We start from the raw sequence: 17,562 nt of genomic DNA on the forward strand, positions 1-17,562 counted from the left end.
TTGATGGACATCAAGTTTTTTAATTACCTTAGCCAGTAGAATATGTCTTGTAAGTTGAGAGAGCGAAACGAAGATGTTCAACTCTTGAGGATTCTCTCAGAAGATTGGATAAATACGAGAAGGGAAGATTAAAATGAATAAGTTAAATATATGGATACAGAAACATCAAAATAAAATGACCGCTTCAATTGCCATTCTAATTGCAGTGAGTTTGGTTGCTAAATTTTTATTGAAACTACCAATACTTAGTACAGCCGCAATGATTATTGCCAGTATAATCGGAGCTATTCCAGTAGCTCTACATGCAATATCTGCATTACAAAACAAGGTTATTAGTATTGAATTACTAGTAACAATTGCAGTTGTTGGAGCTTTTATCATCGGGGAATATGAGGAGTCAGCGGTTGTTACATTCCTATTCCTCTTTGGTAATTACTTAGAACAAAAGACTCTAGAGAAGACTCGTTCTTCAGTTAAAAGTTTAACGAAGATGGCACCAACTACAGCCGAACTGGTTAATGAAGACGGAACAACTGAAGAAGTCGACGTTGATGATTTGGATGAGGGTGATCATGTTGTTGTTAAGCCCGGTGGCCAAATTCCTGTTGATGGAAAAATTATCGATGGTACAGGTTATATGAATGAAGCTTCAATTACTGGCGAATCAACTCCAGTTGAGAAGAGTATTGGTGATAATGTATTCGCTGGTTCGATCACTGATAACGGGACAATAACTATTGAGACGACATCTGTGGGGGAAGATACTACCTTTGGTAAGATCATCGAATTAGTTGAGGAAGCGCAAGATAGTCAGTCACCTGCTGCTCGTTTTATTGATAAATTTGCGACATATTACACGCCAGCCGTGTTGATTATTGGTATCTTAGTTTGGGCAATCACGCAAAATTTCCCATTAGCTATCACTGTTTTAGTTTTAGGATGCCCTGGTGCCCTGGTTATCGGAGCTCCCGTTTCAAACGTTGCTGGAATTGGTAACGGTGCTAAAAATGGTATTTTGATGAAGGGTGGCAATGCCGTAAATACCTTCTCCCATGTTGACACCTTGGTATTAGATAAGACAGGTACTTTAACAACCGGAAAGATGTCAGTTACTGATGTAACAAATTTTGGTAAAGATAAGAATGAAATGATGGCTTTACTTTCAGCCGTTGAAAATACCTCAGACCATCCTTTGGGCCAAGCTATCGTGAAGTACACTCATGATTTAGGTGTCACAGATGACGTTAAGTTACCTGAATTAGATACCGTCAAGGGTCAAGGTTTAGTCGGTCAAAGTGATGAATTTAAGATTTTAGTTGGTAACGAACGTTTAATGAAAGCTAATAACGTCCAAATCACTAAAGAACAAAGAAAAGCTATTAACGCTCGGATGAATGATGGAGATTCTGTCGTATTGATGGCTCTTGATCAAGAATTACGTTTAGTAGTCGGTGTGAACGATCAATTGAGACCAGATGCTAGAGAAGGACTTCAAGCATTAAAGGATGCTGGATTGAAACGAATCGTAATGCTAACTGGTGATAATAAAGTCGCTGCTCAACGTATCGCTGAAAGATTGCCAATCGATGAAGTACATGCCGAATTATTACCTGAAGATAAAGTTGAATTTGTTAAGAAATTTAAAGAACAAGGTAGTACCGTAGCCTTTGTTGGTGATGGTATTAACGATAGTCCTTCACTTGCAACAGCCGATATCGGAATTGGGATGGGTACAGGAACAGATGTTGCCATTGAAACATCAGATATTATTTTGGTTAAGTCTAGCTTTGATGCTTTAGCACATGCCTACAAGTTATCTAAGAAAACTGTCGCTAATACAAAAGAAAATATCATTATTGCGGTTGGAACAGTTGCCTTACTATTACTTGGTTTAATCGTTGGTGTAATTCATATGGGTAGTGGAATGTTTGTCCATGAATTAAGTATCTTAGTAGTTATTTTCAACGCAATGAGATTAATTCAAAATAAATCTTCAAAACTTGATTCAAATCAAGTTCTTAAAACAGCAAACTAAGTAAGATAGTGTTTGTAAGTTAGTTGAGCAAGTAATTGTCAGAGATTACTTGCGAGCTATAAGTGTTTCAACTTGGAGCATTTATAGCTCGTAGGTATTCGACGACGATGCTGGCGAAAGATTTAAAAATATGGAGGAATCAATTATGGCAAAAGCAATTTTACAATTAGGTGAATTAACATGCCCATCATGTTTAACAAAGATTCAAAAGGGTGTTGAAAACCAAGATGGCGTTTCAAATGTCAAGGTTCTCTTCAACGCTGGTAAAGTTAGAGCAGATTTTGATGAAGATAAGACTTCCGCAGATCAAATTTCCAATGTAATTACAGACTTAGGATATGAAGTTAAAAAGGTTAAAGTTAAGGAGAGTAAATAATGGCAGAACAAACAATCGACGAAAAGTTTGCAGCAGAACAAAAACAAGTTGATGCAGATCACCACAAACCAACCGCAGGGGCAATGACAGGACATATCGTTTCTAATCATTTCTTACTAAATATCAAATTGCACCAAATCAAATGGTTCGTTAAAGGTGCAAATGCTGAAAACTACAAGGCTGTTTTAAAACAAACAATTGATGAAAATAATGCTTGGTATGATAAGATAGCCGATGAATTGCTAGATGAGGGTGAATTGCCACCATCAACAATGAAAGAATATACTGAATATTCAATGCTTGAAGAAGACGGTAAGAATAAGTACATGAAGGCTGAAGATATGATTCAAACAGTCGTTAATGACTTTGCTACAGACAACATGTTTGTGACACGTGCAATTAAGTTAGCTGAAAATGAAGATCGTCCATTCATGGCTCAAGTTCTAGTTCAATTACTTGGTTTTAACAATCACCAAATCAGAATTTATCAGGCACTTCTTGGTAATTCAGCTAAAGAAGGCTTTGAAGAAGAAGACGATGAAGACTTCGATTAAGGAGAAATAATTAATGGCAAAATTAGCGCATGATCATACAGCAGAAGATTGTGTTGAGTTAGTTCCAATATTCAAAACCTTGTCACAAGAGGATATTGAGACGGTAGCTACCTTAGTTACCCATCATCACTACAAGAGTGGCGAGTATATCTTTTCCGCTGGGGATGTCGCTGATTCATTGATTATTGTGGCCCACGGACAGGCTAAAGTTTTCCAAATGTCCACGAGTGGTAAAGAACAAATGTTGCGAGTTTTGCAGACAGGCGACTTTGATGGAGAAGCAACACTATTCTCCGATGCCGAACACAGTAATTTTTCTCAGGCCTTGATGGATACGGACGTGTGCCAGATATCTCGTCCAGACTTTCAAAAGTTAATGCAAAAGGCTCCAACCTTAGCTGTTAATATGGTCAATGCTCTAGGTCGCAGAATCGTTCAATTGGAACAACAGACTGCTGAAGCTACTACAGCTAGTGTAGAGAGTCGCTTGGCTAATTATCTGTTAGAAACCAGTGCTGGTTTAGACGAAGACGTCTTTACCCTGCCACTTAAGAAAAAAGATATCGCTACTTACCTTGGAACTACTCCCGAAACAATTAGTCGAAAGTTAAGTGCTTTGACTAAACAAGGTATGATTGAAAAAATTAGTAATAATAAATTTAAGATTTTAGATGCAGATCGATTAATGATGATCGATTAGAGAGCGAAGCAGGGGCGTTCAGCTCCCGAGAATCAAGACTACTATCTCAGTCGACGGCGAAGCGTCGGCAGAGATAGTTGACTTGACCGGAAGGAGTTGCCCCTGCGTAGCTCGTTTCCACTATGTTGCAAAGAATAATGAGTATTAAAAATAAAATGGACCGAACAAAAGTCACCCATGAAAATGGGTGACTTTTGTTGTTTTATCTTAAATAAAAAGACTTAATATTAAAAAATGATTAAAAATGTTTTTAAAACTGGCAAATTACAAGTTTAATCCGAACAAGCCCGGAATCTTTCAATGGCAGTCTGTTGATGATGTATTTTTAATGGTCGTTGATTAATTAGTTCAAGTGCTGCTAGGATCTCATCAGTCGTTACTTGGCTAAAATTGGTCTTTTTCGGGAAGAACCAGCGTAACCGTCTATTAAAATATTCATTGGAACCTCGCTCCCATGGTGAATATGGATGGCAAAAATAAACTTTGATCTGATAATCCTGTTCTAAGGCCTGATAATTGGCAAACTCTTTACCATGATCAACAGTAATGGATTTTACTTGGGGACCGAAGGCCCCCATAAACTTGCCAAAGGCGGTGTTTAGAGCCTTAGCCGTTCTATTAGGGGCTTTGATGGCCCATAGAAGTCGGGTCTTACGTTCTACGAATGTAACCAGACATGATCGTGACTCACCTCGACTAGAAAGCACCGTATCTACTTCCCAATGACCAAAAGCTAACCGTTGATTAACAGTTGTTGGCCGTTGTTCGATGGAAGTCCCACTTGTAAATTTCCCACGATTTTCGCTCACTCGGTGCTGGCGGACATTCCGATTGGGTAGATCAGTCAATTTGAAGGGGAGCCAGCCACGATTAAGCCAATTATAAATTGACGCAGTGCTCAAGTTATAAGCGGCCGCAATGGTTTCTGGTGACCAGGTTAATCGTAAGTGATTGGTAATTAAAGTCGCTAATGCTGCCGTCAGCATCGAACGACGACCGCAATTCCGCCTTTTGCGATCTGCATCTTGCTGAGCTAATTCTGGATCATAAGGTTTAACCCGGTCCAACTCATAGCTAATCGTAGCTTTGGTGACGCCTAAGGCGTCAGCCATTACTTGGTAAGATTTATTCCCCTCATTGACCAGTTGTGCTAGTGCGCCACGTTGAAAACGTGATAAAGTAGATGTACCCAAAGTAATCACTCCCTATATTGGTTGGAATTAGCTACTACCATTGTAAGTGATTGCTTTGGGCTTTTTAATTTCTGTTCGGATTAATTATAGAATTTGCCAACTTAATAAATATTATAAATGCTTTGATACAGGAAAAATAGACGAATAGTAATATTAAAAATTATAATTGTTATTGAAAACATATAAACTATCTGCTAATATTCTCTAATATAAATTTAATATTCCTAATGCATTTCTAATTTTACCTCTAATCTGGTTTGTTAATGAATACATTACCAATGTTTTTGAAGGAGGATTTTTTATGGATCTAGATGAAAAAGATACAGCGACGACTTTGGTTGAAGAACCCAAAGTCAGTGAAGGAACGTTTGACGATTATTCGACACAACGAGTACCTGAAGCAGAACGAGATCCAATGTGGAAAATCCTCATGGTTCAAATTGGTGGGTTTGTTTGTCTAAGTCAATTCATGCTGGGTGCCGAATTGGGTTATGGAATGAGTTTTAGAGATGCTGTTTTATCAACCGTAATTGGAAGTGTAATTCTACAATTTATTGCATATGGTTTAGGACTAGCCGGACAAAAGGAAGGTTTAGCAACTAGTCTTTTGTCTAAATGGTCAGGGTTTGGAACGATTGGGTCAGCCGTTGTTGGATTAACTTTTGCTATTAGTCTAATTGGCTGGTTTGGGATTCAAAATTCTGTCTTTGCTCAGGGAATTGTTTCAATTGTTGGTAAAAATGCTAATTTTGGAATTGTTTCAACAATTACGGGATTAGTCGTAACATTGTCAGTAATTTTTGGTTTCAAGGGTTTAAGTTGGACAACTAATATTTCTGTACCAGCTTTTCTAGTTGTCTTAGGTGTTGCTATTTATAACATGATGCAGGGACATACGATTACAGGGTTGGTTACTATGGCTGCTCCAGGGGCTGCAATGACATTGAGTTCAGCTATTACAATGGTTACTGGTAATTTTATTGTTGGTGCCATCATTATGCCAGATTTAACTCGTCGTTCAAGAAATGGACGAGATGTTTTCTGGATTTGTGTTATCGGAACTTTGGTTGGTGAATTAGGAGTTAATGTTATTGGAGTTTTGATGGCACATGCTGTTGGCACAAGTAAAATCATGCCTATTATCTACCAATTAACCGGAATGTTTGGAATTGCCTTGATTGTACTTTCATCAGTTAAAGTTAATGATTTGAATTTATATTCTGCTAGTTTGGATATTGTTAATTTCTTTAAACAAGTTTTTCATATCAATCTAAATAGAGCATGGGTAACAATTGTTGCTGGTTGTTTAGGAACATTTCTTTCAGTTATTGGTGTTATCGATAAGTTTTCTTCATTCTTGACCGTTTTAGGAGTTGTTTTTCCACCAGTTGCCTCAATCATGTTCGTGGATTATTGGATTCTTAAACGTGATAGAAAAAGTTTGGATGAGAGTAGGGTCCAAGGTAAGTTACCAGAGGACACCGAGAAATTTCCCATTGTTACCATTGTGGCATGGGTTGGTGGTTCATTGATTGGTTACTTTGTAACTTGGGGAGTACAGTCATTGACCGTTATCGTGGCTTCAGGATTGATTTATTACGTAGGAATGAAACTATTCGGAAAGAAAGCTACTACTGAAAAAGCTTTAAACTAATAATTAATGAAAGAGACGATATAAATGAGTAGAGAACTTTTTGCAAAGGATATTAAAGAAATCGCTATTGGAGCGGCCTTATTGGGATCTGGTGGTGGTGGTAATCCCTATATTGGTAAACTGATGGCTATTTCAATGATTAAAAAGAATGGTCCGGTCACATTACTATCTCCAGAAGAAGCCCCTGATGATGAGTTATTTGTATCTGCGTCAGGTATTGGAGCCCCAGCGGTATCAATGGAAAAATTTCCTAATGGTAAGGAATTTAAACAATCATTTGAAATGATGGAAAACTATTATGGAAAAAAGATCTATGGAACATTCCCTATTGAAGCCGGTGGTATTAATTCTATGATGCCTATTGTCGCTGCTAGTGATATGAATATTCCAATGGTAGATGCTGACGGAATGGGTAGAGCCTTTCCTGAATTGCAGATGTCAACCTTTGTCTTGGCAGGACATGAAGTTACACCAATGGTTTTAGCGGATGAACGAGGTAATACTAGTTTGATCAATACAGTTAATCCTGTTTGGGCTGAAAAAATTGGTAGGGCAGTTACTGTTCAGATGGGCGCAACTGCAACTAGTGCTAGTGATGGGTTAACAGGTAAAGAGTTACGTGAGGCTGGAGTTCTAGGAATTGTAACAACTAGTCAGAAGATTGGTCATCTGATTGAGAATTCAAATGAGTACGATTCAGTAGAAAATGCCTTGAAAGAATTACTAAAAATTACACATGGATATCGTTTGTTTACTGGCAAAATTGTTGATATCAAACATGTAACTAAAGATGGATTTAATTTTGGAGAAACTAGTATTCAAGGATTAGAAAGCAATACAACAATGACTGGTAAGATTTCTTTCCAAAATGAAAATATTATTTTTAAAGTAAATGATAAGGTATTAGCAACGGCACCTGATCTGATAACAATGGTTGATATTGATACATTACAACCTGTTACTAATGAAGAGATTCGTTATGGTAAACGAGTTCATGTTTTGGGTTTGCCCGCAAATGAGAAATGGCGCACTCCAGCCGGTATTGCATCAGTTGGACCACGTTATTTTAAATATGATGTTGATTATGTACCAATTGAAACTAGATACCAAAGTTTTGTAGAAAGTGGGGATGAACAACATGTATAAACTAGGAATTGATGTTGGCGGGACGAATACAGATGCGGTAATTTTAGATCATAATTTGAATGTTGTCTCCAGTATTAAAACACATACTACAAAAGATATTGAATCAGGTATCGATGAAGCGATTCATCAAGTCATTTTTCAAAGTAAAATTGATGTTAATAATATTAGTGAGGCCATGTTAGGAACAACTCAAGCAACTAATGCTATTGTGGAAAGGCATAATTTAGGAAGAGTAGGAGTTATTAGAATTGGTTATCCGGCTACTGCTTCGATTTTGCCTTATACTGAATGGCCTGATGATATTACGAAAATTTTATCCAATACTTATTCCCTAGTTCATGGTGGTTATGAATTTAATGGCGATGAAATTTCAGCATTTGACGATGAAGAGATTGTAGATGTGTTACAGAGTTGGCGAGGAAAAGTCGATGGTATCGCGGTAATTGGTGTTTTTTCTTCTATCAATAATGACCAAGAACAAAAGGTTGAAGAATTAGCTCATCAAATTTTGGGAGCGGACATTCCGGTATCTTGTTCATCCTCAATTGGTTCAATTGGATTAATTGGCCGTGAAAATGCAACTGTATTAAATACGGCTTTATTCAAAGTTATTAAACTGGTAACTGATGGTTTCTTTAATGCCTTGAGACAGGAGGGGATTACCCAAGCAAAACAATACCTCTGTCAAAATGATGGGACATTAATGTCAATGGATTATGCTAAAAGCCATCCAATTTTAACAATTGGTAGTGGCCCAACAAATAGTATTCGTGGTGCAGCATATTTATCAAAGCAAGAGAATGCTTTAGTATTAGATATTGGTGGAACCACATCTGATATTGGTGTATTGGTCAATGGTTTTCCACGTGAATCATCTAAATCAGTAACCGTTGGAGGAATCCAAACCAATTTCCGTATGCCAGATATTTTGTCAGTTGGTCTAGGTGGAGGAAGCATTGTTCGGCGATTAGACGATGGAACAGTGACCATTGGACCTGATAGTGTAGGTTATGAAATCACTGATAAAGCTAAAGTATTTGGTGGTGATATCATAACTACAACTGATATTGCAGTTAAATTGGGGATGTGTTCAGTAGGTAATCCCGAATTGGTATCTGATCTAAATGATGAATTTGCTCAACAGGCAATGGCTAAAATTAAGGAAATTCTGGAAGATGGAATTGATCGTATGAAAACTAGTTCCAAAGATGTCTCAGTGATTTTAGTTGGTGGCGGTTCAATTGTCGCTCCAGAGAATCTTAATGGTGTAGCAAAAGTTTATACTGATCAATATGGTGGAGTAGCTAATGCCATTGGAGCAACTATTGCTCAAATTGGCGGCGAGTATGAGAAAGTTTACCAATATGTAGAAATTGAACGAGCAATAGCGATTAAAGATGCTGAAAAACAAGCGGAATTGCAGGCGATTGAAGCAGGTGCGGTAAGTGAAACAATTAATACTGTTTCGATTGAGGAAGTACCGTTATCATATGCGCCAGGTGATACTACTAGAGTTAAAGTTAAAGTGGTTGGTAGTAATCATTAATAAAAATTTTAAAATGAATTCTAAAAATGGAATGAATCGACTATGTATAGTTAAGTTGATTCATTCCATTTTTTAGTTATGTGTTTTAATTATGATTATTCATAAAATTATTCAGTTATTTTTTTATTTTATTATAACACGAACTATATTTCGAATTATGCTGACATTGTTCGTAAATAGATGCTATCTTTAATTCAATAAATTAAATAAAGGTAGGAAGTTTATCTATGTTTACCCCTGAGGAAATCTTAGAGAAAAGCATTAATGCCGGTGTGGGAAAATTGAAAAAAACACTGGTTGCCAAAATGATACTTGGTTTTATCGGTGGAGCTATGATTTCCATTGGGTTCTTGGCTTATGTTAGAGTTACTGCTTCAATTCCGAAAGATTTGGCTAGTGTTAAATCATTAGTCGGCGGAACAGTTTTTCCTATCGGATTGATTGTTATTCTGTTAGCTGGTGGAGAATTGGCTACGGGGAATATGATGGCAGTTGGAGCATCGTTTTTATCTAAGAAAGCTTCAATATTAGATTACGTAAAGAATTTATTAATAATTACATTATTTAATTTTATCGGAGCAATTTTTGTCGCTTATTTCTTTGGTCACGTGGTCGGATTGACTCATGTTGAACCATTTAGACAAGCTGTGATTGCTGTGGCTGCTAGTAAAACTAGTGCTGGATTTTGGTCAGCGTTTGTATCAGGAATTGGCTGTAACTGGCTAGTTGGTTTGGCCGTTTGGCTTTCGTTTGGAGCTAAAGACGGAGCTGGCAAGATTCTTGGTATCTGGTTCCCAATTATGATTTTTGTGGCCGTTGGTTTTCAACATAGTATTGCCAATTGTTTCATTATTCCTGCGGCTATTTTCGAAGGTGGAAGTACATGGAGCTTATTTTTGAAAAATTTTGTTCCAGTTTACTTAGGTAATATTATCGGTGGATTGATTTTCGTCGCTGGATTTTATTATCTCAGTTACAAGAAAGATAAATAAGAACAGATTAGTTTCCAAGTGTTTTTTTTTAGATTTTTCATAGATTAGATTTAGAAATGTTTTAGATGAGTAGCAAAAAACCTCGGTCCATTTTAGGACACGAGGTTTTTTGCTTCTATTATTATTTTTGTAAGTCAGATAATTTTTCGAAATCTTCATCGCTTAATTTTACGTTAGCAGCACTTAAATTGTCTTTTAAGTGGTCTACTGAACTAGTTCCAGGAATAGGAATAATATTGTCAGAACGTTTCAACAACCAAGCTAAAGCAATTTGTGCAGGGCTAGCATTATATTTCTTAGCAATCTCGTTTAATGGACTATTAGCTTGAATAAGATTACCAGTATCAAGAGGGAACCAAGGTAGGAAGGCCATATGGTTCTTTTTAGCATAATCGACAATGGCATCGTCATCTTTATGATGACCAACGTTGTACATATTTTCTACAGCATCGATTTTAGCTATCTTTTGAGCAGCCTTTAATTCGTCAAGTGATACTTGGCTGATACCGATATGTTTAATTTTACCCTCATCTTGCATTTTCTTTAATTCACCAATTTGATCCTCAATTGGAATATGTGAGTCAATTCTGTGCAAGAATAACAAATCTTCGTGATCACGGTTGAACATACGTAATGAAAGTTCTACTTCTTGGCGAAGGAAGGCTGGAGTCCCAACAGGAACCCATTCATTTTCACCTGTTCTAACTTGACCAACTTTATCTGAAATAAAAATCTTATCTGAATCAGAATATTCTTTCAATGCTTTTGCCAAATATGAATCGGCATTCCAAGGTCCATAAGAATCTGCGGTATCTACAAAGTTAACACCTAAATCAAAAGCATTTTTGATCAATTCAACAGCTTGGGCAGGATCTTTATATGGTCCCCAAACGCCTTTACCAGTTAATTGCATAGTACCGTAACCTAAACGATTAACGATAAAGTTATCGTCAAATTTAAAAGTACCCGCATTAGTAGCATTAATCTTATCCATTAAAAATCCTCCTATTTGCTAAATAATTTACACTGTTACGTTAATCAATTTGTTCATTTTATACAAACATTTGCTCCAAAAAAATATAAATTTGAGCAGGCTGTATATGATAACTTAATATTTTTGAATTACTAAAAAAATAGTGGTAACATTATATAACTTTAATTTAAGAGGTTATTATGACAGATAAATCTATGGTTAATGAACTAGACGAAAAAAAGCTTGAACAAGCACATTTAGAAGATGTGGTTGGAAAGATTAAAAAGTCTGAGGGTCAACTCCGTGAACACATGGAAGTTGCTGAAGAAGATTTAAAAGTTATCAATAATGCTTTTGATGACATTCATTTAGGCATAGATGGAGATTCAATCTCTATGGATGCCGCACTTTCTATTCATCAGCAACAACAGATGTTGGACGAAAGAAACAATAGTTGGCAACAATCCAAACAACGTTTGGGTATTTTGAAGAAGTTGGAAAAGAATCCATTCTTCGCCCGCTTAGATTTTCAAGAAAAAGGAGAACCTAAGAAGGAAACGGTTTATATCGGTTTAAGTTCCTTCACTGATAAAAATGATCATTTCTTAGTTTACGATTGGCGTGCTCCGATTTCTTCGATTTACTACGATGGTAAATTGGGCAAAGTCACATATATGACACCCGATGGGGAACAAGAAGTTGATCTCTTTTTGAAGCGTCAATTTCTAGTTGAAAACGGCAAGATCAGAGCTTACTTCGATACCCAAGAAACAATCGGTGACCAAATGTTGCTGGAAGTCTTGGACGGTAAATCTTCAACTCATATGAAGGGGATCGTTAAGACAATTCAAAAGGAACAAAACAAGATTATTCGTGATACTAAGTCGAAACTCTTGTTTGTTCAAGGTGCAGCTGGTTCTGGTAAGACCTCAGCTATTTTGCAAAGAATTGCATTCCTATTATATAGATATCGTGGAACGTTAACTTCTAGTCAAGTTGTTATGTTCTCACCAAATTCGCTTTTCAACGACTATATCAAAGATGTTTTGCCTGAAATGGGTGAACAGAATATGGTGCAAATGACTTATAAACAATTCTTAGCACGCCGTTTGCCCAATTTGACCGTTGAAAGTTTAGCTCAACAATTTGAAACGGTTGTTGATGCTGACAATAAGAATATTGGAAAATTTGTTTCGGATGTTGAGTTCTTCAATATTATGACGAACTATAGTAAGTTGTTGGACCAAAGTGGGATGGCATTCAAGGACATCAAATTCCAAGGGAAAGTCTTCATTTCTAAAGAAAAGATTCAAGAAATCTATTACAGTTACGGTCCTCAATACAATTTGGGTAATCGATTAGATGCGACTGTTGACCGTTTGATCAAATTACTTCACCGTAAGATTGGTGCAGAAATGCGTTCTAAGTGGGTTGCTGAAAGAATTGAAAACTTGAGTAAAGAACAGTTGCAAGCACTTTACAGTACAGCTGACCAAGAGTTTAAAAATGGTGATGAAGAAAATAGATTTTTAGCTCGTAAGATCGTCACAGCCATGTTGCAAGGTGTCTACAAGAATATCAAACGTTTGAGATTCTTGAATGTAGCAGCCAATTATCTTAACTTTTTAAAAGCCGTTCCGCAAATTGCAGATTTAAGTAAGTGGGATATTACCGAAGAACAGTGGAAGAATTACGTTGATAACTTTGTTAAATCATTTACTAATAAACAAATTTCAATGAACAATTTGAGTCCATATTTGTACTTGTATGACTTGGTAACAGGTCGTCATGGTGAATTGGAAATGAAGTTTGTCTTTATGGATGAAATTCAAGATTACACACCATTCCAATTGGCTTATATGAAATTCAAATTCCCACGTGCTCGCTATACCATGTTAGGGGATTTGAATCAGTCAATCTTTACTAAGAAGAACAGTCAAACTCTGCTTTCTGAAGCTCAGAAATTATTTGAAGCTGATGAAACTCGAGTTGTTCAGTTGGTTCATTCATATCGTTCGACAAAACAAATTACGGACTTTACGAAGGCAATTTTGACAAATGGTCAAAAAATCGAACCATTCAATCGTGATGGGGACTTACCTAACATGTATTGTGCGCAAGATGAACAGGAATCGTTGCAACAGGTTAAAACACAATTGGCTGAAAATGACGAACACAATTTCACAACAGCTATTATTGCCAAAACTTTGGAAGACGCTGAGCATTTGCATGATCAACTCAAAGAAAATGGCGTTAAATCTACTTTGATTCGTTCGGAAAATCAGCGTTTGGCCGCTGGAACGATTGTCTTACCATCATTCTTGGCTAAGGGTTTAGAGTTTGACGCGGTTATCATGTGGGATGCTTCAAAGGACAAGTTCTCTGAAGATGAGCAACAGTTAGTTTACACAATTGCTTCACGTGCAATGCACAAGTTGACTATCACATCAATTGGCGAGTTTTCACAACTACTTCAACGAGTACCGGAAGAATACTATCAGTTGATGAAATAACCGAGGTTCTATAGTTAGGTGGGGTGGAAGATGCCGTCCTCCGCAGAAATTGGGAATGCATTGGAACGCTATGGACACGATTTGAAACTAATTATTTTACACTTCGAGCAAAATAATGGATTTCCAAAGTCGGCCTTATTGTAACCGGCAAAGCCGGTAACAATAATTTCATAGCTGAACGCATTCCCAATTTTCGCTCTGGACTGAATAACGAGTTTTATCCTTATATCTTAATCAATTCAGAAATCAAAATAGCATCTATTCTGGAGTACTGACCTCTACTTTTTAGCAGGGATTAGAATTCAGAATGGATGCTATTATTTTGGATTAAAAATTTAGAACATTAAATCTCAATAGAACTAATATTTAGATCGGAGCAACAAGCGCTATTGGTCTCAGCTGTGAAATTCTACTTGGTGATTTATCACCTAGTAGAAGACTAGTATTTGAGACAATTGTGAATTTCAATTGGCTCAAATCTATGTCCACAGCGTTCCAGACCAATAGCGCTTGTTGCGGAGGACGGCATACTTAACAACAATAACAACAACTACACCGCCTAAAATCACTAGTTGTTCTTAATAATATCCTTAAAGAAATCAACTGTAATATCGAATAATGGCTTTAAAATAGCTAAGATTAATAACAATAAATCCACAAACAATAGTTGTACTAACCATGTGACTGACATATTAGTTGTGAAGTGGAAGTAAAGTGCAAATAATCCTAGGAATACTGCCACGAAAACAAAAATGTAAGTAATCGCTAGTCTTGTGATTCTTTCTGAATTTGTTTCTTTATTTTCCACGGCTTTTTCCCCCTCAAATATAAATAAATAGTTTAATTGTTAACGCTTACATTATAACATTTTAGGGCTTTGTATGTATATTTTGTAAAATATTTAAAGGATTAAAAACTTGCACTCAACCTTTCGAAATAGGTATAGTTGAGAGTATTGTAATTGAAAATTTTGATTGGAAGTGAGAGAGTGACCCAGTCAACTTACTGGAATCGCATTGCCGAAAAAGCTAAGAAGGAAAATCGTCCTTTCTTCAGTTTGGCACCAATGGAGGCTGTAACCGGATCAGTCTTTAGAAGAGTAGTTCAAAAAGCCGCTGCTCCGGATGTTTTTTATACTGAATTTACCAACGCTTTAGCCATCACGCATCCTTTGGCTAAAGAAGCAACTAAGGGAAGATTGTATATTGACCCTAAAGAGGACCCTAAACCAATTGTTCAACTATGGGGTAACTCTGGTGAAGATTTCGCCAAAGCAGCTGTAGAAGTCAAAAAGCAAGGTTATGAGGCAATTGACATCAATACTGGTTGTCCTGATATTGCCGTAATCAAAAATCATAGTGGAAGTGACTTGATTCGTCATTTTGATACTGCTAAAGAAGTTATCGAGGGCGCTCGTGAGGCTGGATTACCAGTCAGTGTCAAAACTCGTTTAGGCTTCAGTGAGATTTCTGAATATAAAGAATGGATTCCTTTCTTATTGGAACAACAAGTTCCAGTTTTAACAGTTCACGTTAGAACTAAGGAAGAAATGAGTAAGGTTCCAGCTCACTATGAATTGATTGACGACTTAGTTAAGATGCGTGATGAAATTGCACCAGATACGTTGTTGCAAATTAATGGTGACATCATGAATTATCAAGAAGGAATCAAGTTGGCTCAAGAACATCCTGGTGTAGATGGAATTATGATTGGACGAGGGATTTTCTCTGATCCGTTTGCTTTTGAAAAAGAACCACAACAACATTCAAGTACTGAACTTTTGAATTTGTTACGCTATCAGCTCGATTTGTACGATGAATTTGTAGCTAAGGGAATTCCAGGTCATTTTGCACCATTACAACGTTTCTTCAAGATTTATGTTCGTGGAATGAAACATGCCGCGGAAATCAGAAATGATTTGATGCAAACAAAGACAACTGATGATGCCCGTAAAGTTATTGATAAAATTGAGAATAATGAATATTAGAGCGGGACATAACATGTTCAGCTTTCGAGCATTAAAGGAAATAGGACCAGGTAATCGTATTTGATTACCTGGTCCTATTTGTTTTAAGCGGAAAAAGTTATGTTATGTTCCGCGTTTATGCTGCATATTTAATTAAATATGCAGTTTTGTTTAACTTAATAAGGTTAGAGTGACGCGATTCAAACAATTTATCATAAGTTGGATTTTTTTGATAAAATTCGTTGCTACAAAACTTACTGCAATGCTATTCTGACAATAAATTGATGAGAGAGAAAAATTGATATATGAATTCCATGAAAAAAAATATATTTTGGTTAACTGTATCTTTTAGTTTAATTGGCAGTTTCATTAATACATTTCTTCCCGAATTATTTGGGTATAAATTCATGATTATTGTTCAATCACTCCCGATTGTAGTAAAAATACTAATTCAATTAATTGTACTTATATTAGTATTTTTAACTTTTCCTTACAAAAACAAGGAGAAATAAAGCTTGTATTAATTGTTTTCGGAGGGTTTTGTAATCACCGATATTAAAGAGACTGAATAATGTTTTTTTTAATCTACTGAGAATTGAAACATTCATATTATGAAAATAATGAATACTAAAAAAGCGAAGTCACGTGACTTCGCTTTTTGTTTAACTTAATAAGGTTAATGTGACACGGTTCAAACGTTTCGACAGTTCAAACAATTTGTCATAAGTTGGATCTTTTTGATAAAGAGCAATCTTATCTTTCAATTGTTTCTGTTCGAATTGTGAGAAGTAGAATTTCAAGTCATGATTACCATAGAGAGTAGCTAGTAAGGCAAAGGCTTCGGGAGAAATTTTATCTGCCGTCAAAATTTCCTTTCGAAGATCAGCTACCAATTCACGTTTCACACTGCGGTTAGGTAAGTAGTTATTTGTTTTAAAAACTAATCCGGTAACTGCTTTGGTTACATCGACTTTGTTGACGAGTGAGTCACCAATTTCGTTGTAAATGATTCGTGTGATTTTTTCATTTGTAGCCATGGCTCTCAAAACATGAGTGACACTTTTACCTTGATTCTTGTTGATGATCTGGAAGAACTCGTTGAGGTACTTCTTGTCGTCAGGCAAAACTTTGTTAATGATGACACTGTTGTCAGTTAGATCGATGATATCGTTTAAAGCTAAGTCAAAAAATGAGCTTTCAGCTAGATAGGCACGACGTCTGGTATTCTTAAAGATTCGGATACTACCTTTTTCATTACACGATAAAATAAAATATTTTTGAGGAATATTTAACTCCATAAAGTGCTCCTTCAATTCGACACTAACTCATTTTGTTTGGCCAGTGTGGCTTTAATTTCTGGTATTAATTCGTCTTCTAAAAGATTATAACCTTGTTTGGTAAAGTGCAAACCGTCTGTCTGTAGCAAATCGTCCAGATTAGCGCTATTTGCCATATCATGAAGCAAATCGATATACGATACGTCTAGTTGTTTACTCAAATGTTCCGTCACCAGTTCAAATTGGAGTTGACGAGTCCAAGGTTGCTTGGGATTCTTGCGCCAGTCCGCAAATGGTGGAGAAAGTAGAATAACTTTTTGACTACCTAATGTATCAATCATACTCATTAAGTTGGCAGCAAATTTGCCAGGCTTAATTTCATCGTCTACCGAAATATCGTTGATACCAAATCCTAAAATAATGATTCTAGGGTCTAATTTTTTTACGCGATCAACTCGTGTCATAGCATTATTGGTTTTGTAGTCGGCAATCGACATATTAATAACCTCGTAGCCTTGAAAGTCTTTACGAATGCGTTTAGCCAACGTATCAGTAGCTTTGCCATCGCGTAGACCCATCAGGGTTGAGTCCCCAAATAATACTATTCTCTTCATATATTATTTCCTTTTGGCAGATT

The 17,562-nt window shown here is 36.4% G+C and carries 15 protein-coding genes; 10 read left to right on the forward strand and 5 right to left on the reverse strand.

From position 1 onward, the window contains the following. The first annotated feature begins 133 nt into the window (after positions 1-133). The 4 genes from ACI6PB_RS00610 (at position 134) to ACI6PB_RS00625 (ending at position 3,665) form a co-directional block, all read left to right on the forward strand. The gene (locus ACI6PB_RS00610) at positions 134-2,035 is read left to right on the forward strand and encodes a heavy metal translocating P-type ATPase (RefSeq protein ID WP_404327578.1); all 1,902 of its coding nucleotides are present in this window, start codon (positions 134-136) and stop codon (positions 2,033-2,035) included. A gap of 145 nt (positions 2,036-2,180) precedes the next feature. Further along, on the forward strand, positions 2,181-2,411 hold the full coding sequence (locus ACI6PB_RS00615; protein ID WP_025085558.1) for a heavy-metal-associated domain-containing protein: 231 nt from the start codon (positions 2,181-2,183) through the stop codon (positions 2,409-2,411). Then, positions 2,411-2,965, forward strand: coding sequence for a ferritin-like domain-containing protein (locus ACI6PB_RS00620; RefSeq protein ID WP_404327579.1), 555 nt, complete (start codon positions 2,411-2,413; stop codon positions 2,963-2,965). The genes ACI6PB_RS00615 and ACI6PB_RS00620 overlap by 1 nt, the downstream gene beginning before the upstream one ends. Before the next feature lie 13 nt (positions 2,966-2,978). Beyond that, a complete protein-coding gene (locus tag ACI6PB_RS00625; protein WP_309510569.1) occupies positions 2,979-3,665 on the forward strand; it encodes a Crp/Fnr family transcriptional regulator in 687 nt (228 codons plus the stop codon). 272 nt (positions 3,666-3,937) lie between these two features. Here ACI6PB_RS00625 and ACI6PB_RS00630 read toward each other — a convergent pair whose 3' ends face one another. Then, positions 3,938-4,858: an IS30-like element ISLsa1 family transposase gene (locus ACI6PB_RS00630; RefSeq protein ID WP_404327580.1), complete on the reverse strand. Its 921-nt coding sequence runs from the start codon at positions 4,856-4,858 to the stop codon at positions 3,938-3,940. A 301-nt stretch (positions 4,859-5,159) separates the two neighbouring features. Here ACI6PB_RS00630 and ACI6PB_RS00635 point away from each other — a divergent pair, with 301 nt between their 5' ends. The 4 genes from ACI6PB_RS00635 to ACI6PB_RS00650 all read left to right on the forward strand — a co-directional run bounded on the left by ACI6PB_RS00635 (position 5,160) and on the right by ACI6PB_RS00650 (position 10,196). Further along, positions 5,160-6,512 (forward strand): purine-cytosine permease family protein, encoded by a 1,353-nt coding sequence (locus ACI6PB_RS00635; protein WP_404327581.1) that lies wholly within the window; start codon positions 5,160-5,162, stop codon positions 6,510-6,512. Between the two features lie 24 nt (positions 6,513-6,536). Continuing rightward, positions 6,537-7,658, forward strand: coding sequence for a DUF917 domain-containing protein (locus ACI6PB_RS00640; RefSeq protein WP_404278995.1), 1,122 nt, complete (start codon positions 6,537-6,539; stop codon positions 7,656-7,658). Further along, a complete protein-coding gene (locus ACI6PB_RS00645; protein ID WP_404327582.1) occupies positions 7,651-9,204 on the forward strand; it encodes a hydantoinase/oxoprolinase N-terminal domain-containing protein in 1,554 nt (517 codons plus the stop codon). Before ACI6PB_RS00640 ends, ACI6PB_RS00645 begins: the two co-directional genes overlap by 8 nt. A 227-nt stretch (positions 9,205-9,431) precedes the next feature. Next, complete coding sequence (locus tag ACI6PB_RS00650; protein ID WP_404327583.1) at positions 9,432-10,196, forward strand: formate/nitrite transporter family protein; 765 nt, start codon at positions 9,432-9,434, stop codon at positions 10,194-10,196. A gap of 121 nt (positions 10,197-10,317) precedes the next feature. On the opposite strand, the gene ACI6PB_RS00655 is transcribed toward ACI6PB_RS00650, so the two are convergent. After that, complete coding sequence (locus tag ACI6PB_RS00655; protein ID WP_404327584.1) at positions 10,318-11,190, reverse strand: aldo/keto reductase; 873 nt, start codon at positions 11,188-11,190, stop codon at positions 10,318-10,320. Positions 11,191-11,369: 179 nt separating this feature from the next. On the opposite strand from ACI6PB_RS00655, the gene helD reads away from it, so the two are divergent. Further along, positions 11,370-13,682 (forward strand): RNA polymerase recycling motor HelD, encoded by a 2,313-nt coding sequence (gene helD, locus ACI6PB_RS00660; protein ID WP_193322521.1) that lies wholly within the window; start codon positions 11,370-11,372, stop codon positions 13,680-13,682. Between the two features lie 568 nt (positions 13,683-14,250). On the opposite strand, the gene ACI6PB_RS00665 is transcribed toward helD, so the two are convergent. Further along, positions 14,251-14,490 (reverse strand): hypothetical protein, encoded by a 240-nt coding sequence (locus ACI6PB_RS00665; protein ID WP_025085553.1) that lies wholly within the window; start codon positions 14,488-14,490, stop codon positions 14,251-14,253. A gap of 180 nt (positions 14,491-14,670) precedes the next feature. Between ACI6PB_RS00665 and ACI6PB_RS00670 the strand changes: the two genes are divergently transcribed. Continuing rightward, complete coding sequence (locus ACI6PB_RS00670) at positions 14,671-15,669, forward strand: tRNA-dihydrouridine synthase (protein ID WP_025085552.1); 999 nt, start codon at positions 14,671-14,673, stop codon at positions 15,667-15,669. 641 nt (positions 15,670-16,310) lie between these two features. Here the strand turns inward: ACI6PB_RS00670 and ACI6PB_RS00675 are convergent. Further along, positions 16,311-16,946, reverse strand: coding sequence for a GPP34 family phosphoprotein (locus tag ACI6PB_RS00675; RefSeq protein ID WP_025085550.1), 636 nt, complete (start codon positions 16,944-16,946; stop codon positions 16,311-16,313). Positions 16,947-16,957: 11 nt separating this feature from the next. Then, entirely contained in the window at positions 16,958-17,539 is a 582-nt protein-coding gene (locus tag ACI6PB_RS00680) for a GDSL-type esterase/lipase family protein (RefSeq protein ID WP_081784524.1), read from the reverse strand. Positions 17,540-17,562: the final 23 nt, after the last annotated feature.

The sequence above is a fragment of the Companilactobacillus paralimentarius genome (assembly GCF_963227125.1).
Lineage (GTDB): Bacteria > Bacillota > Bacilli > Lactobacillales > Lactobacillaceae > Companilactobacillus > Companilactobacillus paralimentarius.